Source organism: Microbacterium enclense (assembly GCA_038182865.1).
GTDB lineage: Bacteria > Actinomycetota > Actinomycetes > Actinomycetales > Microbacteriaceae > Microbacterium > Microbacterium enclense_B.
Genome location: CP116226.1, coordinates 3,290,983 through 3,311,902, shown reverse-complemented (window position 1 = coordinate 3,311,902; position 20,920 = coordinate 3,290,983). Strand labels below are relative to the sequence as shown.

General features: G+C 68.6%; 24 protein-coding genes. 9 read left to right on the top strand and 15 right to left on the bottom strand.

What is annotated here, in order from left to right; all coding sequences use genetic code 11:
* Positions 1-113 precede the first annotated feature (113 nt).
* Positions 114-605 carry an MFS transporter permease gene (locus PIR02_15590; GenBank protein WZH36171.1) on the bottom strand — a complete coding sequence of 164 codons (492 nt, stop codon included), beginning with the start codon at positions 603-605 and terminating at the stop codon, positions 114-116.
* Positions 606-712: 107 nt separating this feature from the next.
* Here PIR02_15590 and map point away from each other — a divergent pair, with 107 nt between their 5' ends.
* Positions 713-1,495: a type I methionyl aminopeptidase gene (map, locus tag PIR02_15585; GenBank protein ID WZH36170.1), complete on the top strand. Its 783-nt coding sequence runs from the start codon at positions 713-715 to the stop codon at positions 1,493-1,495.
* Between the two features lie 60 nt (positions 1,496-1,555).
* Here the strand turns inward: map and trmD are convergent, their stop codons facing one another.
* The 4 genes from trmD to rpsP are packed head-to-tail and all read right to left on the bottom strand — an operon-like array spanning position 1,556 to position 3,591.
* Positions 1,556-2,245 carry a tRNA (guanosine(37)-N1)-methyltransferase TrmD gene (trmD, locus tag PIR02_15580; GenBank protein WZH36169.1) on the bottom strand — a complete coding sequence of 230 codons (690 nt, stop codon included), beginning with the start codon at positions 2,243-2,245 and terminating at the stop codon, positions 1,556-1,558.
* 1 nt (position 2,246) lies between these two features.
* On the bottom strand, positions 2,247-2,939 hold the full coding sequence (gene rimM, locus PIR02_15575; GenBank protein WZH36168.1) for a ribosome maturation factor RimM: 693 nt from the start codon (positions 2,937-2,939) through the stop codon (positions 2,247-2,249).
* The gene (locus tag PIR02_15570; protein WZH36167.1) at positions 2,939-3,169 is read right to left on the bottom strand and encodes an RNA-binding protein; all 231 of its coding nucleotides are present in this window, start codon (positions 3,167-3,169) and stop codon (positions 2,939-2,941) included. Before PIR02_15570 ends, rimM begins: the two co-directional genes overlap by 1 nt.
* Before the next feature lie 5 nt (positions 3,170-3,174).
* Entirely contained in the window at positions 3,175-3,591 is a 417-nt protein-coding gene (gene rpsP / locus PIR02_15565; protein ID WZH36166.1) for a 30S ribosomal protein S16, read from the bottom strand.
* A gap of 194 nt (positions 3,592-3,785) precedes the next feature.
* Here rpsP and PIR02_15560 point away from each other — a divergent pair, with 194 nt between their 5' ends.
* Together PIR02_15560 and PIR02_15555 are read left to right on the top strand one after the other, a co-directional pair.
* Positions 3,786-4,949 (top strand): glutamate--cysteine ligase, encoded by a 1,164-nt coding sequence (locus PIR02_15560; GenBank protein ID WZH36165.1) that lies wholly within the window; start codon positions 3,786-3,788, stop codon positions 4,947-4,949.
* A 61-nt stretch (positions 4,950-5,010) separates the two neighbouring features.
* A complete protein-coding gene (locus tag PIR02_15555) occupies positions 5,011-5,730 on the top strand; it encodes an SGNH/GDSL hydrolase family protein (protein ID WZH36164.1) in 720 nt (239 codons plus the stop codon).
* A gap of 12 nt (positions 5,731-5,742) precedes the next feature.
* On the opposite strand, the gene ffh is transcribed toward PIR02_15555, so the two are convergent.
* Entirely contained in the window at positions 5,743-7,287 is a 1,545-nt protein-coding gene (gene ffh, locus PIR02_15550) for a signal recognition particle protein (protein ID WZH36163.1), read from the bottom strand.
* A 51-nt stretch (positions 7,288-7,338) separates the two neighbouring features.
* A complete protein-coding gene (locus tag PIR02_15545; protein ID WZH36162.1) occupies positions 7,339-7,887 on the bottom strand; it encodes a helix-turn-helix domain containing protein in 549 nt (182 codons plus the stop codon).
* 64 nt (positions 7,888-7,951) lie between these two features.
* Here PIR02_15545 and lipB point away from each other — a divergent pair, with 64 nt between their 5' ends.
* From lipB to PIR02_15525, 4 genes are all read left to right on the top strand, one after another.
* The gene (lipB, locus tag PIR02_15540; protein ID WZH36161.1) at positions 7,952-8,590 is read left to right on the top strand and encodes a lipoyl(octanoyl) transferase LipB; all 639 of its coding nucleotides are present in this window, start codon (positions 7,952-7,954) and stop codon (positions 8,588-8,590) included.
* Entirely contained in the window at positions 8,587-9,621 is a 1,035-nt protein-coding gene (gene lipA, locus PIR02_15535; protein ID WZH36160.1) for a lipoyl synthase, read from the top strand. The genes lipB and lipA overlap by 4 nt, the downstream gene beginning before the upstream one ends.
* 125 nt (positions 9,622-9,746) lie before the next feature.
* Positions 9,747-10,916 carry an inorganic phosphate transporter gene (locus PIR02_15530; protein ID WZH36159.1) on the top strand — a complete coding sequence of 390 codons (1,170 nt, stop codon included), beginning with the start codon at positions 9,747-9,749 and terminating at the stop codon, positions 10,914-10,916.
* Entirely contained in the window at positions 10,913-11,212 is a 300-nt protein-coding gene (locus tag PIR02_15525; GenBank protein ID WZH36158.1) for a hypothetical protein, read from the top strand. The genes PIR02_15530 and PIR02_15525 overlap by 4 nt, the downstream gene beginning before the upstream one ends.
* A 7-nt stretch (positions 11,213-11,219) precedes the next feature.
* Here PIR02_15525 and PIR02_15520 read toward each other — a convergent pair whose 3' ends face one another.
* The 4 genes from PIR02_15520 to smc all read right to left on the bottom strand — a co-directional run bounded on the left by PIR02_15520 (position 11,220) and on the right by smc (position 16,622).
* Positions 11,220-11,648 (bottom strand): MSMEG_6728 family protein, encoded by a 429-nt coding sequence (locus PIR02_15520; protein WZH36157.1) that lies wholly within the window; start codon positions 11,646-11,648, stop codon positions 11,220-11,222.
* A 4-nt stretch (positions 11,649-11,652) separates the two neighbouring features.
* A complete protein-coding gene (locus tag PIR02_15515) occupies positions 11,653-12,153 on the bottom strand; it encodes a DUF2004 domain-containing protein (protein WZH36156.1) in 501 nt (166 codons plus the stop codon).
* A 70-nt stretch (positions 12,154-12,223) separates the two neighbouring features.
* Positions 12,224-13,096 carry a signal recognition particle-docking protein FtsY gene (gene ftsY / locus PIR02_15510; protein ID WZH36155.1) on the bottom strand — a complete coding sequence of 291 codons (873 nt, stop codon included), beginning with the start codon at positions 13,094-13,096 and terminating at the stop codon, positions 12,224-12,226.
* Between the two features lie 4 nt (positions 13,097-13,100).
* On the bottom strand, positions 13,101-16,622 hold the full coding sequence (gene smc / locus PIR02_15505; protein WZH36154.1) for a chromosome segregation protein SMC: 3,522 nt from the start codon (positions 16,620-16,622) through the stop codon (positions 13,101-13,103).
* Between the two features lie 447 nt (positions 16,623-17,069).
* Between smc and PIR02_15500 the strand changes: the two genes are divergently transcribed.
* Both PIR02_15500 and PIR02_15495 read left to right on the top strand, forming a co-directional pair.
* Positions 17,070-17,336, top strand: a complete 267-nt coding sequence (locus PIR02_15500) for a hypothetical protein (protein WZH36153.1) — start codon at positions 17,070-17,072, stop codon at positions 17,334-17,336.
* Positions 17,337-17,399: 63 nt separating this feature from the next.
* Positions 17,400-18,482 carry a GNAT family N-acetyltransferase gene (locus PIR02_15495; GenBank protein WZH36152.1) on the top strand — a complete coding sequence of 361 codons (1,083 nt, stop codon included), beginning with the start codon at positions 17,400-17,402 and terminating at the stop codon, positions 18,480-18,482.
* A gap of 90 nt (positions 18,483-18,572) precedes the next feature.
* Here PIR02_15495 and mutM read toward each other — a convergent pair whose 3' ends face one another.
* The 4 genes from mutM to PIR02_15475 are packed head-to-tail and all read right to left on the bottom strand — an operon-like array spanning position 18,573 to position 20,877.
* Complete coding sequence (gene mutM, locus PIR02_15490) at positions 18,573-19,463, bottom strand: bifunctional DNA-formamidopyrimidine glycosylase/DNA-(apurinic or apyrimidinic site) lyase (protein ID WZH36151.1); 891 nt, start codon at positions 19,461-19,463, stop codon at positions 18,573-18,575.
* Positions 19,456-20,148 carry a ribonuclease III gene (gene rnc, locus PIR02_15485; GenBank protein ID WZH36150.1) on the bottom strand — a complete coding sequence of 231 codons (693 nt, stop codon included), beginning with the start codon at positions 20,146-20,148 and terminating at the stop codon, positions 19,456-19,458. The genes mutM and rnc overlap by 8 nt, the downstream gene beginning before the upstream one ends.
* A gap of 22 nt (positions 20,149-20,170) precedes the next feature.
* Positions 20,171-20,380 carry a 50S ribosomal protein L32 gene (rpmF, locus tag PIR02_15480; GenBank protein ID WZH36149.1) on the bottom strand — a complete coding sequence of 70 codons (210 nt, stop codon included), beginning with the start codon at positions 20,378-20,380 and terminating at the stop codon, positions 20,171-20,173.
* 2 nt (positions 20,381-20,382) lie between these two features.
* Positions 20,383-20,877 (bottom strand): DUF177 domain-containing protein, encoded by a 495-nt coding sequence (locus PIR02_15475; GenBank protein WZH39024.1) that lies wholly within the window; start codon positions 20,875-20,877, stop codon positions 20,383-20,385.
* Between the last annotated feature and the right edge of the window lie 43 nt (positions 20,878-20,920).

The following is a 20,920-nucleotide window of genomic DNA, read 5'->3' as shown; positions in this document are numbered from 1 at the left end:
GGAAAAGGTGAGGCGTGCCCGAGGCCGCGGATGCGGCGGGACTCCCCTGAGGCAGAGCCGGTCAGGGCACAAACGCCTATTCTGCCACGGCGCGCGACGCGCACCAAACCGGCTCAGTCCCGGGGGCGGCTCTCCGGCACGACGATGACGTCGCCTCCGACGCGCGGTCGCGGACGCTCCGCCGCCGGCGGGATGTACGCCGTGCCGTCCGGGGCGTGAAGAACGGTCACCGATCCGCGGGCCTCGTTCCACAGCTGCGACAGGGACGACCAGAACAGGACGAGGGCGCCTACGACACTGAGCGCGAGCAGCGCGAAGAACGCACGCGAGTCATAGAAGCCGAGAGCCACGATCACCACGTGCCACACGCCGAGGCTCACCACGTCTCGCCACGACACAGCTCCCGTCGTCCGGACGCTGGACCTCGTGCGTACGAGCAGCGTGAGAATCAGTTGCGAGACGAAGACCGTCGGTGCCGCGATGAGCAACCACAACAGCGCCCACCCGCTCCCGCCGGCGAACACGACCCAGCCCACGAACAGCCACAGTGGCAGGACGAAGGCTGCCGGGAACAGCCAGCGGAGGAACACTCGGCGAAGCACCATGGATTGAGGCTACGCACCGACACTGTGCGACGGCTATGAGGGACGCAGGAGTGCGGCGGGGGTGAGGGCGGAATCGGAGAGAATGGGTGAGACGAAGGGAACCACCGATGATCGAACTGCGCACCCCTGCCGAGATCGAGGCGATGCGGCCGGCCGGCCGTTTTGTCGCCGAGGTGCTGGCCACGCTGCGCGACGAGACCAAGGTGGGCACCAACCTCCTCCACCTCGACCGTCGCGCCCACGACATGATCCGCGCCGCGGGCGCCGAGTCCTGCTATATCGACTACCACCCGTCGTTCGGGGCCAGCCCCTTCGGCAAGGTGCTGTGCACGTCGATCAACGACGCCGTGCTCCACGGGCTGCCCCACGACTACGTGCTGCGCGACGGTGACCTCGTATCGCTCGACTTCGCGGCATCCGTCGACGGATGGGTGGCCGACTCGGCCGTGTCGTTCGTCGTGGGCACGCCCCGCGAGGAGGACCTCGCCTTGATCGACACGACCGAGCGGGCTCTCGCCGCGGCGATCGATGCCGCGACCGTCGGCCACAAGATCGGCGACATCTCCGCAGCGGTCGCCGCCGTCGCCCGCGCCGAGGGTCTCAGCATCAACACCGACTTCGGTGGACACGGTGTCGGCCGCACGATGCACGGCGACCCGCACGTCGCCAACGATGGAAAGGCCGGGCGAGGCTACCCGCTGCGCGCTGGGCTGGTCGTCGCTCTCGAGCCCTGGTTCCTGCAGACCACCGATGAGCTCGTCACCGACCCCGACGGGTGGACGCTCCGCAGCGCCGACGGCTCCCGCGGTGCTCACTCGGAGCACACCGTCGCGATCACCGCAGATGGGCCGATCGTGCTGACCGACCGATCCTTCCTGGGCGTGGACTGACCTCGGATCGCGGATGCCGCGGCCTTCGGGTCGTGGCATCCGTCGTGCCCGAACGGGAACTCAGTCGGCCAGGAGGTCTGGCCGGCGCTCGCGTGTGCGGACGAGCTGCTGATCGCGCCGCCATGCCGCGACGGCGCCGTGGTTGCCGCTCAGCAGCACCGGTGGGGCTTCGCGGCCGCGCCATACGGACGGCTTCGTGTACGAGGGGTACTCGAGGAGGCCGTCCTCATGAGACTCCTCCACCAGGCTCTCCGGGTTGCCGACCACCCCGGGAATGAGGCGGCCGATCGCCTCGATCATCGCCATGACGGCGACCTCGCCGCCGTTGAGGACGTAGTCGCCCAGGCTGATCAGGCGTACGTCACCGAGTTCGGCAGCGTAGTCGAAGACACGCTCGTCGATGCCTTCGTAACGACCGCATCCGAAGACGAGGTGCGGGGCCGCGGAGAGTTCCCTCGCGGTGGCCTGCGTGAACCTCTCCCCCGCGGGCGACGGGAAGATGATGACGGGACGTTCGGGGACACCACTTGCGATCTCGTCGAGGGCCTCACCCCACGGCTCCGGCTTCATGACCATTCCCGCACCCCCGCCGTAGGGCGTGTCATCGACGGTGCGGTGGCGATCGTGGGTGTAGTCACGCAGATCGTGTACGCGAACGTCGAGGAGTCCCGTCGTTCGGGCCTTGCCGAGCAGCGACACCTCGAGGGCGTCGAAGATCGTCGGGAAGATCGAGACGACGTCGATGCGCACGTCAGTCCTCGCGGGACGTGTGCGTCTCGTCCGTGTCGACGGCCTCGTCGTCGGCGGACGCGGAACCGTCGGATTCATCGGCGTCGGACGCGCCCTCGACGGGTTCCGGCTCGTCGTTCTCGTCGCTCGGGAGGTCTTCGAAGAGCCCCGCCGGGGGCGTGACGACCACGCGACCGCCGGCGATGTCGACGTCGGGGACGATCGCACTCACGAACGGGACGAGCACCTCGCGATCCTCGCCCGACGGACGCACGATCAGCAGGTCTTGAGCGGGGAAGTGGTCGACGCGCACGACGCGCCCCACGATCTCGCCGTCCCGCACGACCTCGAGGCCGACGAGCTGGTGGTCGTACCAGGCGTCGTCCTCTGCCGGGGCGTCCGCGGTGTCCTGGTCGATCCACAGGATCGCCTTCACGAGCTCTTCAGCGGCAGTGCGGTCGTCGACGCCCTCGAAGAAGGCGACGGGATGCGAGTTCATCCAGCGGAACTCACGAACCGTCAACGGGCGCCCATGCCACGGCGAGGACTCGGGCACCTGCAGAGTGAAGGTGTTGCCCGGCACGAAACGACCCTCGGGGTCATCGGTGTACAGCTCGAGCTTGAAGGCGCCCTTCAGGCCGTGAGCCTTGACGAGCCGCCCCACGCGGAGCTGGGTCTTGGCGGGCTGTGAGCCCGCGGTGTCGTCGGACGCCATCAGTCGTCGGCGACGTCGACGCGCACGCGGCGGCCGTCGGCGAGGGCCGTGATGAGCGTGCGCAGCGCCTTGGCGGTGCGACCGCCGCGCCCGATCACGCGACCCCGATCATCGGGGTGCACGCGAACCTCCAGCACGTCGCCGCGAGGCGAGGTGCTGGAACGGATGGTCACGTCTTCGGGGTGATCGACGATCCCCTTGACGACGTGTTCGAGCGCGGCGGACAGCACGGGACTTACTCGGCCGAGGTCTCGGCGGCGTCGTCGGCCGAGGCGTCGGCCGCGGGGGCCTCCGCCTTCTTCTCGGCCTTGGGCTTGACGACCGACTTCTTGGCGGAGTCGGCCTCGAAAGCCGCCTTGGGCTCGCGCACCTTGACGGTCGAGACGGCGTTCTTGTCGCCCTTGAACTTGCCCCAGTCGCCCGTGAGCTTGAGGATCGCCGCGACCTGCTCGGTGGGCTGGGCGCCGACCGACAGCCAGTACTGGGCGCGCTCGGAGTCGACCTCGATGAACGAGGGCTCCTCGGTCGGGTGGTACTTGCCGATCTCCTCGATCACGCGACCATCGCGCTTGGTGCGCGAGTCGGCGACGACGATGCGGTAATAGGGCGCACGGATCTTACCGAGACGCTTGAGACGAATCTTGACAGCCACGAATTTTCTCCTGAATGGTGAAAAGCGAACGAACTGATCGCCTGGAGCGTGGGGTGCACACCCGGCGGAAGCTCAAAAAAGGCGGGCCGACACTGGATAGAGGGTCGAGTGCCTGGTCCGACCCTCTATTCTGCCAGATGACACGGCATGGCGCGAAACATGGCGTGCCGTGTCTCCCGTGTCAGACTGACCGCATGACCCTGCAGTTCGCTTCATCGACGCGCTCGTCCGTGGGGCTGGAGTGGGAGCTCATGCTCGCCGACCGCGCTACCGGCGACCTCGTCCCGCGTGCTCCCGAGATCCTCGACCTCGTGGAAGAGCGCACGGCGTTGGAGCGCTTCACGGTCACCGGTGAGCTGCTGACCAACACCGTCGAGGTCACCAGCGGGGTGGGGTCCACGGTGGCCGAGGCGGTCGACGACATCGCAGACGCCATTGGCGCCCTGCGCGAGGAGACCGAGCCGCGCGGCATCGAGCTGCTCTGCGCCGGGAGCCACCCGTTCGCCCAGTGGTTCGACCAGCAGGTCACCGACAAGACCCGGTACCGCACGCTCATCGATCGCACCCAGTGGTGGGGGCGCAACATGATGATCTGGGGTGTGCACGTCCACGTCGGTGTCGACGACGTCGACAAAGTCCTGCCCATCGTCAACGCGTTGACCGTCTATCTCCCCCATCTCCAGGCGCTTTCGGCATCCAGCCCCTTCTGGGCCGGGGAGCGGACCGGATACGTCTCGAATCGCTCCCTGGTCTTTCAGCAGCTGCCCACCGCCGGACTGCCATGGCAGCTGGAGACCTGGGAGCAGTTCGAGTCCTACCTCGATGACATGGTCCGCACGGGCGTGATGGCGGATGCCAGTGAGGTGAGGTGGGACATCCGTCCGGCACCGCGCTGGGGCACGGTGGAGATCCGTGCGTGCGACGGGATGTCGACGCTCCCCGAACTCGCCGCGGTCGCGGCTCTCGCGCAGACCCTCGTCGAGCACTTCTCGCGACTTCTCGACGAGGGCAAGGACCTTCCCGGCGTCCCGCCGTGGTTCGCGCGCGAGAACAAGTGGCGCGCCGCCCGCTACGGCCTCGACGCGCGCGTGATCGTCGACCGCCAGGGCACCCAGCGTCACGTCGTGGAACACCTCCAGGAGACGATGGAGCAGATCGCCGACATCGCCCTCGAACTGAAGTGCGCGCGCGAGTTCGCCGGGCTCGAGACGATCCTCTCGACAGGTGGCAGCTCAGCCCGTCAGATCGCCATCGCCGAAGCCGCGGACGGCGATCTTCGTGAGGTGGTCCAGCACCTCATCCGGGAGTTCCGCGCGGGGCCGACCCTGCGTGAGCACCTCGCCGCGCTGCGTGTCTGACCCGTCCCTCGCACGGGGGCTTCGGCGGATTCTCATAGCCGCCCGCCTTTAGGATCACGCCATGACCACCGTGCGCGCCCGCTTCCGGACAACGTCGGTCGCGCTGGTAGTGGGCCTGGCCGTGACGTTGACCGCGTGCGCGCCCGAACCGACCGCCTCGCAGCCGGACTTGACCTTCGCCGTCGAGTCACCGGCCCCCGCGCCCAGCTCGTCGACTCCCCCGCGTCTGCGGGTCGTGACGGTGGGTGATTCGCTCATGTCGGGGGCGGGTCTGGATCTCGGAGAAGCCTGGCCCGACCTCATGGCATCCCGATCCCACCTCGCGCTGACGAACCTCGCGTGCGGCGGGATGGGCTTCGTCGTCGAGGGCGAATGCGGAACGGCGTACGCAGGATTCGCCCCCGCTGTCGCCGCGCTGCAGCCCGAACTGTTGATCGTGGAGTCGTCGAGCAACGATTTCTGGCAGGACTCCGACGACATCCGGTCCGCGACCGCCGCCACGGTCGACGAGCTGCACGAGGCCGCGCCGACGGCGCAGATCGTGGGCCTGAGCACCATCTGGAACGACGACCCCGACGTCCCCGATGACACGGCGGTCACCTCCGACGCTCTGCATGACGCGATCGACGAGGTGGGCGGAACGTACATCGATGTGGGCCAGCCCCTCGTCGGCCACCCGGAGTGGCTCCAGGACGACGACGTGCACCCCACCGCGCGCGGCCAGAAGGCGATCGAGCAGACGATCGTATCGGCGCTGCAGGACGCCGGTGTGCTGCCCTGAGTCGAACTCGACTCAGCCGCGACCGAGCATCTTCTGCAGCTCCGCGAGGTCGGCCTCGGTCGGCGCCTTCTGACCGCCCAAGCCGAAACCGGACCCGGTCGGAGTGGCGGATGCCGCGATGCCCGCGTTCTCCGCCGCACGCTTGGCCGGGTTTCCTGAGCGAGAGCCCTTCGCCTTCTGCTGCTTGCCGCGCTTGGAGGACGCGCCGGGCTTGCCGCCCACCGGCCCCATGCCGGGGATGTTGGGCACTCCACCGCGCGCGACGGTTTTCATCATCTTCGCGGCCTGCTCGAAGCGCTGGACCAGCTGGTTGACGTCGGTCACGGTCATGCCCGAGCCCCGCGCGATACGCAGACGTCGGGAACCGTTGAGGACCTTGGGGTTGCGACGCTCCCCCGGAGTCATCGAACGGATGATCGCCTCCGTTCGGTCGATCTCGCGCTCGTCGAAGTCCTCGAGCTGTTGCTTCATGTTTCCCATGCCCGGGAGCATCCCGAGCATCTTCTTCATGGAGCCCATCTTCTTCATCTGCTGCATCTGCTCGAGGAAGTCCTCGAGCGTGAAGGTCTCGGTCGCGAGCTTCTCGGCGACCTTCATCGCCTCGGCCTCGTCGAAGGCCGACTGCGCCTGCTCGATCAGGGTGAGGATGTCACCGAGGTCGAGGATGCGGGATGCCATGCGGTCGGGGTGGAAGGGCTCGACGTCGTCGAGACCCTCACCGGTCGACGCGAAGATGATGGGTCGCCCGGTCACCGACGCGACCGAGAGAGCGGCGCCACCGCGCGCGTCGCCGTCGAGCTTGGACAGCACGACACCGGTGAAATCGACGCCGTCCTGGAACGCCTTGGCGGTGTTCACCGCATCCTGACCGATCATCGCGTCGATGACGAACAGCACCTCGTCGGGCTGCGTCGCCGTGCGGATGTCGGACGCCTGCTGCATCAGCTCCGCGTCGACGCCGAGACGGCCGGCGGTGTCGATGATGACGATGTCGTGCTGCTGACGCGTCGCGTAGGCGACTCCGTCACGAGCGACCTTCACCGGGTCGCCGACGCCGTTGCCGGGTTCCGGGGCGTAGATCGCTGCTCCCGCGCGCTCGGCGACGACCTGGAGCTGGTTGACGGCGTTGGGACGCTGAAGGTCGCACGCGACGAGAAGCGGTGTGTGGCCGTCCTTCTCCAGCATCTTCGCGAGTTTGCCGGCGAAAGTCGTCTTTCCCGAGCCCTGGAGACCGGCGAGCATGATGACCGTCGGGGGGTTCTTGGCGAACTGCAGGCGACGCTGCTGACCGCCGAGGATGCCGATGAGCTCGTCGTTGACGATCTGCACGACCTGCTGCGCGGGGTTCAGCGCGCGGTTCACCTCGTCGCCGAGGGCGCGCTCGCGCACCGCGGCGGTGAACTCCTTGACCACCGGCAGCGCGACGTCGGCGTCGAGCAGCGCGCGGCGGATCTCGCGGACCGTCCCGTCGACGTCGGCGGGGGTGAGCTGGCCCTTCTTCCGGAGGTTGCGGAAGGTCTCTGTGAGCCGGTCGGAGAGGGTGCCGAAAGTCGCCATGATGAGACGAGTTTACGCGGGCAGGAAGGCCCTCGCCGCCCCGGCGCGCTCTCAGGTCGCAGCGAGGGCGTCGGCCAGGGTGTCCGGGAGGGACGGTCCCGATGCGGTGCGATCCGCCCACGCCCAGACCGCGGCGAGCACGGCAGCTGAGAGCGCGCCCGCGCGAACCTGTGCCCGCAGCGGCGTCTCACCGTCCCTCACGAGTCGCGCTGACACGTCTCGCTGCAGACGGAACTGGCGCACGGCGCGATCCCGGTCGAGCTCCGCGGCGATCCCCATGGTGTCGGCGTTGGTGATGGCGAGCGCGAGGGCGTCGGGAGCGAGGCCGTCGCCGATGGAGGCGAGGGCAGCGACCACAGCCTCCCCGTCCTGGAGGAGCGACACTCCGCGCGCGGCCTGCGCGTCGAAGCCCGACCAGAGGACGTCGCTCTTCGCGGAGAAGTAGTTGAAGAAGCTCGAACGGCTGACGCCGGCGCGCCGCGTGATGTCGGAGACGCTCGTGGCGTCGTACCCCCGCTCGAGGAAGAGTTCACACGCGGCTTCCGCGAGCACCTCGCGCGAGGAGGCGCGCGGCCGTCCGCTCCGGGGTTCCGAGGTCACCGCCCCAGCCTAGGGCTGGTCGAGATGTGTATTGTTGGACTCAATCCAACATCGGAGGCGGTCGATGATCGACATCCACCACGTGGGGCTGTCCCCGCACTACGTCCCGTACCTCGACGGCTGGGCCCATCAGCGAGCAGTGCATCACGACGTCGTCTCCGGCGATCGTCCCGACACATTGCTGCTCCTGGAGCATGAGGCCGTCTACACCGCCGGCAAGCGCACGGAAGATCACGAGCGCCCGGACGACGGCACGCCCGTCATCGACGTCGACCGGGGCGGCAAGATCACGTGGCACGGCCCCGGCCAGCTCGTCGGCTACCCGATCGTGCGCCTCCCCGAACCCCTCGACGTCGTCGCGCACGTGCGGCGGCTCGAGTCCCTGCTGATCGCCGCCCTCTCCCCCTTCGGTGTCGACGGTTTCCGCGTCGACGGCCGCAGTGGGGTGTGGGTACGACGTCCGCTCGGCGTCGACAAAGTCGCGGCGATCGGCGTCCGCGTGGAAAGAGGAGTGACCATGCACGGCTTCGCCGTCAACTGCGACAACACACTCGCGGGATTCCGCCACATCGTTCCGTGCGGGATCTCGGATGCCGGAGTCACCACCGTTCGTGAGGTGATCGGTGCCGAGATCTCCCCCGCCGATCTGCTCCCCGAGATCGAGCGCGTGTTCCGCGCCGAGTACGCGGCGGTGGCGGCATGACCACGTGCGGAACCGGAACGGCGGGGGTGCCGGCATCCACTGCCCCCAACGGACGCAAGCTCCTGCGACTGGAGGTCCGCAATGCCGAGACCCCCATCGAGCGCAAGCCCGAGTGGATCAAGACCAAAGCCAAGATGGGCCCGGAGTACACCGCTCTGCAGAGTCTCGTGAAGAGCGAGGAGTTGCACACGGTGTGCCAGGAGGCCGGCTGCCCGAACATCTTCGAGTGCTGGGAAGACCGCGAGGCCACGTTCCTCATCGGCGGATCGCAGTGCACGCGTCGCTGCGACTTCTGCCAGATCGACACCGGCAAGCCCGCCGACTACGACACGGACGAGCCCCGCCGCGTCGCCGAGAGCGTGACCCGCATGCAGCTGCGATACGCCACGGTCACGGGTGTCGCGCGCGACGACCTCCCCGACGAGGGCGCCTGGCTGCACGCCGAGACGGTGCGGCGCATCCACGCCGAGAACCCGGGCACGGGCGTGGAGATCCTCGCGACCGACTTCTCGGGCGACCCCGCGCACCTCGACGAGGTGTTCTCGTCGCGGCCCGAGGTGTTCGCGCACAACGTCGAGACGGTGCCGCGCATCTTCAAGCGCATCCGTCCCGCGTTCCGCTACGACCGCTCACTCGGCGTGCTGACCGCCGCACGCGACGCGGGACTGATCACCAAGTCGAACCTCATCCTCGGGATGGGCGAGGAGCCGGAGGAGGTCGTCCAAGCCCTGAACGACCTGCACGAGGCCGGGACCGACATCATCACGATCACGCAGTACTTGCGTCCGACGCCACGGCACCTGCCCGTCCAGCGGTGGGTGAAGCCTGCAGAGTTCGTCGAGTTCAAGGAGGAGGCGGAACGCATCGGCTTCCTCGGCGTGCTCGCGGGGCCCCTGGTGCGCTCGTCGTACCGCGCGGGGCGCCTCTGGGCGCAGTCCATGGTGTCGAAGGGCCGCGAGATCCCACCACACCTGGCCCACCTCGCGAAAGACATCGCCGCCGCCGACGCCGGGTTCGCTCAGGCCGTGTGAGGCGTGCGCGGAGAGTACGCCTCTTCGCGCCGCGGCGGAAGGGAACCTCCTGGTCACCCTCGAGGTCTACCGTGTCGCCGGGTCGACCGACCCGCCTCGACATCACCCTTCCGAACGGAGCCGCGGTGGATCTCGCCGTCGTCATACCCGTCCTTCTTGTCATCGCTCTCGCGATCTTCTTCGACTTCACCAACGGCTTCCATGACACGGCCAACGCGATGGCGACCTCGGTCGCCACGGGGGCTCTGAAGCCCAAGGTCGCGGTGCTCATCTCCGCGGTGTTGAATCTGGTCGGTGCATTCCTGTCCACCGCCGTCGCCAAGACGGTGTCGGAGGGAATCCTGGCCCAGGACGACCGAGGTCTGCCCCAGATCACGGTCCCCATGATCTTCGCCGGCCTCATGGGCGCGGTCATCTGGAACCTGCTCACCTGGTGGCTGGGGCTCCCCTCCAGCTCCACGCATGCGCTTTTCGGTGGTCTCATCGGCGCCGCGGTGATCGGGGTCGGCTTCCAGGCTGTCGAATGGGGCGGCGTCCTCTCCAAGATCGTGCTGCCCGCCCTGCTGTCGCCGTTCATCGCGGGCATCGTCGCGCTCGTGGCGACCTACCTCGTCTACCGCATCACGAGAATGGCGACGGTGGCCGGTTCGACGACCGCGTTCCGGCACGGCCAGACGGTGTCGGCATCCCTCGTCTCGCTGGCGCACGGCACCAACGACGCGCAGAAGACCATGGGAGTCATCACCCTCACGCTCATCGTCGCCGGGGCGCAGGAAGCGGGGACCGGACCCCAGCTGTGGGTCATCCTCAGCGCGGGAGGCGCGATCGCCCTCGGCACCTACCTGGGCGGATGGCGCATCATGCGCACGGTCGGCAAGCGCATCACCGAGGTCAAGCCGCCCCAGGGTTTCGCGGCCGAGACGAGTGCCGCCTCGACGATCCTCATCTCGTCGACGCTCGGCTTCCCGCTGTCGACCACGCAAGTCACCTCGGGCGCCGTCATCGGCTCGGGACTCGGCCGACGCCTCGCCTCCGTTCACTGGAACGTCGTGACGCGTATCGCCTTCGCCTGGGTCGTCACGCTGCCCGCGGCGGCCATCGTCGGCGGCGGCGGAGCGTGGGCGGCATCCACGGGTGTGGCGGGGCTCGTGGTCGTCCTGGTCGTCGGCCTCGCCGCGTGCGCAGGGCTCTTCGTGCTCGCGCGACGCCGTCCTGTTTCCGCCGAGAACGTCAACGACGAGTCCGTGGATGCCGACAGACTCGGCCAGCGTCAGCCCGAAGGAGAACGCGCATGAACGAATGGCTCAGCGAGGAGGGGGCATCGATCCTCCTCGTGTTCGTCGTGGGAATGACCGTCACCGTCACCATCGTGGGGCTGTACGCCCTCGGCATCCGGTTCCTCGCCGTCGGGGCATCCGACATACGGGTTCCGGCCGGCGACGACCCTGAAGGCCCGACGGCGGTCGCGGTGCCGCGCCCTCACCCGCGTCCGCTGCCCGCCACCGCCGCCGGCCTCGTGTGCTTCGCGGGCGTCGCCGCGGCGGTGATCTACGGCATCTACCTCGTCATCCCGGCGTTTCACGGCGCCTGAGTCCGCGTCAGAGCGGCCAGACGTAGGGAAGGTCGTCGGGGACGTCGCCGAAGCGGGGAACGTAGAACGCGGAATCCTTTCGGACGAGGTTGGAGCGATGCGAGAGGTGGAACGCCTCGTCACCGATCCACGACGGCAGGTCGAGGTCGTCCTGCGCGACGCCGTCGACCTCCGGAGCGAAGGCGAGGATCTTCTCGCGCACCGTGTCCGCGCGCCCCTGTGCGATCCATTCATCGGTCATGACGAGGCCGTAGGAGACGAGGGCGGGCAGATGGTCGGCCCACATCTTGGCGGCCGGGTGATGGCGGAACCCATGCCCGGAGACCGTGAGCGCGCGCAAGAGCTGGAAGGCTTCCACCCGCTGTTTCCCGAGCCGCTTCGCGTCGAGCACGGCGGCCGATTCCGCGAAGGACGGGTACGGGAGGAAGGTCTGCACGAGGTCAATCGGCGCTGGTGACCGACTGCACCTTGCCGTCGGAGGCCAGGTTGACCAGGAGCACATCGTCGGTGGCATCCGGGTCCAGGGCGTACTCGAGCACCGCGAACGGATCGGTTCCCCCGTGCTCGTCGGCGAGGATCGTCACGCTCATGAGCTGCATCGATTTGATGACGTCGATGTGGGTGTCACCGGAGGGGTCGATCAGCAGATCGTCGATCTCGTCGCCGAGAGTGGCCTGTTGCTGGAGGATGTATTCCGTCACCTCGCTGGTGCGCGAGTCGAGCTCGCCGACCATGGCGTTCCGGGCGGCGAGATCGATCGCTTCCAGAGCGGAGATCATGGCGGCCGCGACATCCAGCGCCTCGACGGACACGTCGTCCTGATCGGGCGCAGTGAGGTCGACGGTCACGTTCTGATCGCCGAACTCCACGTTCTCCGACCAGAAGATCGACCCGTCGGGTCCGGACTCGAGGAGTCCGAAGAAATCGTGCTCGATCGCCATGAGTCCATGAAACCAGTCCTCACCCGCTTCGGGAAGGCGACCCGCCCGCGACCGGCGGCGTGGGGAGATCTCAGTCGACGAGCGAGGCGGCGAAAACGTGGGGGGTGAAACCGGTGAGGTCGTTGATGCCCTCGCCCTGACCGAGGAGTTTGACCGGGATGCCGGTGCGCTCCTGAACCGCGAGCACGAAGCCACCCTTGGCCGACCCGTCGAGTTTGGTCAGCACGAGGCCGGTCACCCCCGCGCTGTCGAGGAAGGCCTGGGCCTGCATCAGGCCGTTCTGTCCGGTCGTGGCGTCCAGGACCAGGAGCACCTCGGCGATCGGTGCCTGCTTCTCGATCACGCGCTTGATCTTGCCGAGCTCATCCATGAGGCCGCCCTTCGTGTGCAGCCGGCCGGCCGTGTCGACGAGGACGATCTCGGTGCCGGTCTCCTTCGCGTGGGCGACGGTCTGGAAAGCGACGGATGCCGGGTCCTGGCCCTCGTGTTGTGGGCGCACGATCGTGGCACCCCCGCGCTCCGCCCACGTCGCCAGTTGGTCGACGGCCGCAGCGCGGAACGTGTCGGCGGCCCCGACGACCACCGTCCGACCGTACCGCTGGAGGAACTTGGCGAACTTGCCGATGGTGGTCGTCTTCCCGACACCGTTGACGCCGACGACCAGGACGACGGCGGGGCGTTCGGTCAACCGCAGGGTCGTGTCGAACTTCGCGAAGTGCTCTTCCAGCGTCTCCTTCAGCATGCGCTGCAGGTCACGCGGGTCCGTCGTGCGGAACCGTTCGACCTTCTCGCGCAGCTCGTCGACGAGTCGCTCGGTGACGTCGGGACCGAAGTCGGCCGTGAGGAGGGCGGTCTCGAGATCTTCCCACGTCGTCTCGTCGATCGTGGGTTTGACGAACAGCCCGCGCAGCGCGCGTCCCAGCGACCAGGAGTTCTCAGCCATTCCCTCAGCTTACGGGGGCACTCTCCCGCTGGGCTGCCGCCCGATCGCCGACGCGCTGCCCGACCACGGCCGACACCCCGTCTTGCCGCATCGACACGCCGTACAGCGCGTCGGCGATCTCCATCGTGCGCTTCTGGTGCGTGATGACGATGAGCTGACTGCTCGCCCGAAGCTTCTCGAAGACGCCGAGAAGTCGCCCCAGATTCGCGTCGTCGAGTGCGGCCTCGACCTCGTCGAGGATGTAGAACGGGCTCGGTCGTGCGGTGAAGATCGACGTGAGGAATGCGACGGCCGCGAGCGAGCGCTCTCCACCCGACAGGAGAGAGAGCCGTTCGATCTTCTTGCCCACGGGACGAACAGCGACCTCGATGCCTGTCGTGAGGGGATTATCCGGGTCGGTGAGCGAGATGCTGCCGGAGCCCCCGGGGAAGAGGATGGGGAAGATCTCGGTGAACGCGGCGCGTGTGTCTTCGAAAGCCGCGACGAAGATCGTCTGCATCCGCTCGTCGAGCTCCGTGATGATGGTCTGGAGATCAGCCCGCGTCTGTTGCAGATCGGCGAGCTGTTCGGTGAGGAACGCGTGCCGTTGCTCGAGAGCTGCGAACTCCTCCAGCGCCAAGGGATTCACGCGACCGAGCTGACCAAGCTTGCGCTCCGCATCCTGCAGGCGGCGCTTCTGTTCCGCCCGGTCGAACGGCACGGTCTTCCCCTCGCCCTCGGCAGGAATGGGCTCGTCCGGCCCATATTCTGAAACGAGAATGTCTTCGTCAAGCGCGAGTTCCGACTGCACTCGTTCCAGCAGACTCGTCACGTGCAGACGTTTCTCGTGCATCTGCAGTTCGAGTCCGTGCACGCTCTCGGTCAAGCGGGCGAGGCGCTCGCGCACGGCGCTCTCTTCGCCGCGCGCGCGGGCCAGATCGGCAGAGACGGCGGTGCGGGCTGCCTCGGCGGCGGCGAGGTGGACGCGCGCCTGGCTGACCGACCGGTCGACCGAATCGAGCAGGGCCGGAAGCTGTCGTGAGACGTCGGCGGCGATCTCGCGCTGGGCGCGGCGGACCACGGCTCGTCGCGCGGCCTCTTCCGCGGCCGCCCGCTCGCGTTCGCGCTGATTCTCCAGCTGGACGATGCGCGCCTCGCCCGCCCGCACGCGCTCTTTGAGCGTCTCGATGTCGAGTCGCGCTCGCATCTCGACCTCGCGCGCCGTCTCGAGGTCGGACACCATCCCGTCACGGGCGGACGCGTCGAGGATCGGGCGGGGAACCTCCAGCGCCCGAGTGAGAGCAGCTTCGGCCGCTTCGGCGTCCTTCTCGGCGTCGTCGACCGCCGCAACGGCCTGCGCGAGCCCCGCCTCCAAGCGCTCGCATTCCGCGACCGCAGCTTCGTGCCGGACCGTCACGCGGTTGACCTTCTCGGCCTGCGCGGCGAGGGCGGCGTCGTGTGCCCGCAGGGTGGCCAGTGCGTCCTTCGTCCGCTGACGGGCATCGATGAGTGAGCGCTGACCCTCCCTCAGCGCCTCGCGGAGGGAATCGGCCACGACCACGATCTCGGCGAGGCGCTCCGCCGCGGCATCCCGTTCCGCCGCGAGTTCGAGCCGCGAGCGACCAGCGCCGGAGCCCGCGCGCAGGGTGTGCGCCGTCAGCACCTGGCCGGCGCGGGTCACCAGGACCACGCGATCGTCGAGTTGACCCCACGCCGCGCGCGCGGCCTCCAGATCATCGACGACGACGACGTGCGAGAGGACACCGAGCACGCCCGGCGGCGCGGTCACCACTTCTGCGGCCCGGATGCCACCGGCCACCGTCCCCGCTGACGGCGCGACGGTCACCGACTCGGCGAGGGCGATCTCCACCATGCCGAGGTCGTCCTCAGCTGCCGTTCGTGCTGTCGCGAAGGCCGCACCCGCGTCGTCGACGAGGACGCCTTCCGCGAGAGATCCGAGGACCGCAGCGATCGCGGCCTCGTAACCGGCCGTGACCTTCACCGCGTCGGCGACGAGACCGCGAACCCCTGGTTGCCCGGATGCCACGAGCTCCGCAGCGGCATTGCGCACGTCCAGAGCCCGGCTCAGCGCGGTGGTCTGAGCCGACAGAGCGTCGCGCTCGCGCTCTGCGGCGTGGAGCCGCTCCCGCAGCTGGGCCACCGAGGTCTCGGCCTCGTTCGCGTCGCGCTGCGCACGCTCGTAGGCGGCGGCATGCTCCGCCGTCGACGCCTCAGGAGTCGACGTGGGATCCAGCGCGGCGAGAGCCTCCTCGGCCTCCCGCCGACGGACCAGGGCCGCATCGAGCGCGCGCTGCTGGCGCTCGACGCCCGCGCGCACGGCATCGCGGGTCGACGCAGCCGCGGAGGCCGTCCCCCGCAACGCGGTGAGCTTCATGTCGTGCTCGGACACGAGGGCGCTCTGTGCCGCGATGTCGGCGTCCAGCGCGTCCAGCTCCGCCCGCGCGCGAGTGACGGACCGCGCGGCGTCGGCTGCCGCATCTTGCGCATCGCCGAGGCCGGCGGCGATGTCGTCGATCTCGCCACGGACGTCGTCGATCATCGACTGCGAGACCGTCGGAGAGAAGGCTGCGGTGTCGCGGTCGTCGTCGGAGAGCAGGGCGAGGCGCTGCCCCGCGAGCGTATAGAGTCCGCGGAGACGCTCCTGAACCTGCTCCAGGGAGAACGCCACGCGCCGGGCCTGGTCGACGGCTTCCGAACGCTGCTCTTCCTCGAGCCGCTCGACGCGATGGCGCAGCCCTTCGGCCTGCTCCTGGAGAACCAGACGCTCGGTGTGGCGCTCATTCTCCGCGCGGGCGGCATCAGCGAGCTGGCCACGCAACCGCACGAGCTCGTCGGCGAACAGACGCGCCTTCGCGTCGCGGACGACGGCGGCGATGGTCGCGGCCTCGCGGGCGATCTCCGCCTGCTTCCCCAGGGGCTTGAGCTGGCGACGCAGCTCACCAGCGAGATCGCTCAGGCGCGTGAGGTTGGTCTCCATCGCCTCGAGCTTGCGCACGGTCTTCTCTTTGCGCCGTCGATGCTTGAGGATCCCCGCGGCCTCCTCGATGAAACCGCGCCGATCTTCGGCCGTGGCCTGCAGCACGGTGTCGAGACGCCCCTGCCCGATGATGACGTGCATTTCGCGCCCGAGGCCGGAGTCGCTCAGCAGTTCTTGCACATCGAGGAGGCGACTGGTCTGCCCATTGATCGCGTACTCGCTGGCCCCGGTGCGGAACAGCGTCCGGCTGATGGTGACCTCGCTGTAGTCGATCGGGAGGGCCCCGTCGGAGTTGTCGATGGTGAGCTGGACCTCGGCCCGACCGAGCGGCCCGCGCGTCGAGGTGCCGGCGAAGATGACATCTTCCATCTTGCCGCCGCGAAGAGTCTTCGCCCCCTGCTCGCCCATGACCCAGGCGAGGGCGTCGACGACGTTGGACTTGCCCGAGCCGTTGGGTCCGACGATGCAGGTGACCCCGGGTTCGAGGGCGAAGGTCGTGGACTGCGCGAACGACTTGAAGCCCTTGAGCGTCACGCTCTTCAAGTGCATGTCGCCGCGCCTCCCGCCTGGTCGTCAACGCTTCACGCTACCGGAGGAACCGCGGGATTCCGCGGTGGCGAGCCGTTCAGGGTCGCGGGGCGCGCGCGGGAGTCCGCCGAGTCTGGACGCGAGCTTGACATCCGCTGACAGCGTTCGCTAGCGTCGGGGGTCGCAACCGACGTCGAAAGGAGGTCCTCCCATGATTCGCAACACCACTGGCTTCGCCGCCACCGGCTTCACCGCCGCTCCCGTGCTGTCTGCCTCGTTCGCCGGAGTGACCACCGCCGTCGGCATGCCCACCTATCTGGGCTGACCCCGTCGCGTCGAGACGCCACGCGTCTCCGCCTCCTGTGTCGCATCCCTCGGATGCCGGGCACGCGGATCGTCCGATCCGTTCCTCGCGCGAGCATTGCTCGCCATCCTCTCTCTCGCTCTCTTCTCTCTCGGAGCCTCCGCATGAGCACCCTGCCCACGCGCGCGCCGCAGCACACCGCGGCCACGCCCACCATCTCCCTCCCCACGATCAGCAACCGACCGGTCGGCCTCGTCGACCGTCTCACGCTGCGGCTCGGCCTCTGGCTGTTGACGCGTCACGCGGCGCGTGTCCACGTCAGAGAACTGCGCACGGCCACGACGCACCGCGCATTCGTCCAGTCGGCCGAGCGCCGGCGTCGCGAACGCGATTGGTCCCGCACCGCGTCGCTGTTGCGTCCGCCCACCTGATCGGGTGTGCGTCGTCCCCGGGGCGGTGCACACCCTTCCTCCCCTCCTCACGAAAGACATCTCATGACCTCGCTTCCCCCGGGCGTCGAGTTCCGACGCCTGCACATCCCCGCCTCCATCGACGGCGACGACGCCGCGGACTTCCGCGAAATGACCCGCGTGCGCAATCTGGTGTACGCCGAGATCTCCGGCCACGACGACCATGCCATGCCGGCGGATGAGCTCCTCCCGAACTTCCAGCCCGACCCCGCACAGGTGCGGTACTCGTGGATCGTCGTTCTCGACGGCGAGGTCGTCGGACGCATCGGTTTGGACCTCCCTCAGGAAGAAGGCGCCCGATCGGGATTCTGGCTCGTCGAACTCCTCCGCTCCGTCTGGGGCCGCGGCATCGGTCGCGCCGGCTTCGCCCTGATCGAGCGCACGGCACGCGAACACGGCCGGACTGTCCTGCAGTCGTGGGCCGAACACCCCGCCGCGGACGAACCGCACCTCCACGCTCCCACGGGCTTCGGGTCCGTGCCGCACGATCACATCGCGCGTTTCTTCCTGGCATCCGGTCATTCGCTGGAGCAGGTGGTACGGGTGAGCTCCTACGATCTCAGCGGGTCACGGTCGCGCCTCGAGGAACTCCTCGCCGAGGCGGAGGCGGCGTCCACCGGGTATCGCGTCGTGCAATGGACCCTGCCGACGCCGGACGAGTTCGTTGACGGCCTCGCCCGGATGAAGGAGCGCATGGTGACCGATGCTCCCGCTGCCGGTCTCGAGTACGACGAAGAGATCTGGGATGCCGATCGCGTTCGTCGCTACGAGCGCACCTACCTCGATGCGGGGCGGCACCTCCTGGTGACCGCTGCGCAGCACGTCGACAGCGGCGAACTCGTCGCCTTCAATGAGCTCGCGATCGGTAAGGACCGAGCGGGGGCGACGTCTCAGCACGACACCCTCGTCGTGGGCGCCCACCGCGGGCACCGCCTCGGAACGCTCGTGAAGTGCGCGGGCCTCCTCGCCTGGCACGACATCGCGCCCGAGTCTCCGCGCGTGCTGACGTACAACGCCGAGGAGAATCGCCCGATGCTCTCCATCAATGAGCAGATCGGCTTCGTGCCCGTCGCCTACGAGGGCGCGTGGAAGAAGGTCCTCGCTTGACATCGCCCGACTGAGTCGCCGGGATCCGTCGCCTCGTGAGAGCGGGGCGACACATCCCGGCGGCTCGTGTCGGTACGCGCGCGACGGGGCTCAGCGTACGCGCTGGCAGTGCGCGCAGAAGTGACTCGACCGGTTCATGAACGAGACGCGCACGATCGGCCGGCCACAGCGGGGGCACGGTTGACCGGTTCGCCCGTAGGCGTTCAAGGAGTGGGCGAAGTACCCCGCCTGGCCGTTCACATTCACGTACTGCGCGTCGAAGCTGGTGCCGCCCTCCGCCAAGGCCTTCTCGAGAACGGCGCGCACCTCGCCGAGGAGTCGATTGACCGCGCGGGTCGGAAGAGTGGATGCCACGCTCTCGGGGTGGATCCGCGCCGCCCACAGCGATTCGTCGGCGTAGATGTTGCCGATGCCGCTCGCGACGGTCTGATCCAGAAGCACACGTTTGATCCCCGACGACGTGCGGGCCAGCCGTGCGCGGAAGCGCGCCTCGTCGAAGGCGGGATCGAGCGGATCGCGGGCGATGTGCGCGACTTGTGTCGGCACGCGCGGAAGAGCCGAACCGCGGCCGGCCGCGGCGCCGTCTGGCGTATCGACCAACGTGTCGAGGGCCAGCGACCCGAAGGTCCGCTGATCGGCGAACACCACGGACAGCGGACCGTGGACGGGGTGCTCGAGCTCGATGCGGATCCGCTCGTGCCGCTCCTCGGGGGCGCCCGGGACACGCAGCAGCATCTGACCGCTCATCCCCAGGTGCGTGACGATCGCCTCGTCGTCGGCGACCGGCATCCACAAGAACTTCCCTCGCCGCACCGCCGCGGTGATCCGTCGACCGGTGACCTCGGCTTCGAAGTGCGCCGCGCCGCCGGTGTGGCGCGTGAGCGCGCGCTCATCGCGAACGTCGACGGAGGCGATCAGCGCGCCGGTGACCGCGGGTTCGAGGCCGGCGCGGACGACTTCGACCTCGGGAAGCTCAGGCATGCGCGTCGAGCTCGTGCCAGGCGGTGAGGGCTGCGGCCATCTCGGCCTGCTTCTTGCTCGAACCGGTCCCGGTGGTCACGACATCGCCGACCGTCACGGTCGCCGTGAAACGTCGGTCATGATCGGGACCCGCGGCCTCGACACCGTAGACCGGCGCCGACAGCGACAAACGCGCCGCGATCTCCTGCAGGCTCGTCTTCGGGTCCATCGCCGCACCGTAGCGAGCAGGGTCGGCCATCAACGGTTCGACGAGCCGCAGCACCATCGCGGTGGCGGCGTCGGGACCGGATGACAGGTAGGTCGCCCCGATGATGGCCTCCATCGTGTCGGCGAGGATCGAGTCCTTGTCGTGGCCGCCCGTGAGGATCTCGCCGCGGCCGAGCCGCACGTGCTCTCCGAGACCGATCCCGCGGGCGACCTCGGCGAGGGCGATGGTGGAGACCACTCCCGCACGGCGCTTCGCGAGCTGGCCCTCGTCGAGGTCGGGGTGCTGGGTGAACAGCCGCACGGTCACGGCTTGCCCGAGCACCGAGTCCCCGAGGAACTCGAGGCGTTCGTTGTGCGGGATCCCGCCGTTCTCGTAGGCGAACGAGCGGTGTGTCAGAGCGAGCGAAAGAAGCTCGGGGTCGATATCGACCCCGAGCTTCTCGGTGAGCGCTGAGCGCTCGATGGTGTTTCGCGTCACGAGTTTCGCGTCACGTCGCCGATCAGACGTCGGCGACCTTGCGGCCCTTGTACTCGAGGAAGAGCTCGGTGCCCTGCGAGTCGGTGACGACCTTGGCCTGGTGGGGACGGCTGTAGACGACCTTGCCGTTCTCGATGGTCTTGACCAGCGCGGGGGCTTCGGCCTTCCACTGCGCGCGGCGCGAGCGGGTGTTCGAGCGGGAGACCTTCCGCTTCGGGGGGTTACCTGCCATGACTAGCTCTTCTCTGTCTTGGGGGCGGCGCGGAGCGCATCGCCGTCGTCTGGGGTGTACTGCTGGAGCGCAGCCCATCGAGGATCAACGGACGTCTGCTCCGTGTCGCCGGGGCTTTCTGTCAGCCTCTCGCCCGTGTTCGGGTCGAGCCCGGGGCAGTCCGGCTGACACACCGGCTGGAACGGAAGCGACAGGACAATCGTGTCCCGGACCAGATTTTCAAGATCCACGTGGTCGTCTTGAACGTCGAAGTCACTCGCTTCGTCCCCAGGATACGCGAAAAGTTCCTGGAACTCGACTTCGACAGGCTCTTCGATGTCGATGAGGCACCGTCCGCAGACGCCGACAGCGGTGGTGTCGACGCTGCCGGAGACGAGGATGCCCTCGTGCACCGACTCCAGTCGCACCTCGAGGTCGAGTGGCTCACCCTCGGGAACCGACACGAGCCCTTCGCCCCACTTCTCGGGAGACGGAAGCTCGAGGGTGTGTTCGCGCATCTCGCCCGGCTTGCGCTCGATGTCGCGCACGGGGAGCTGGAAA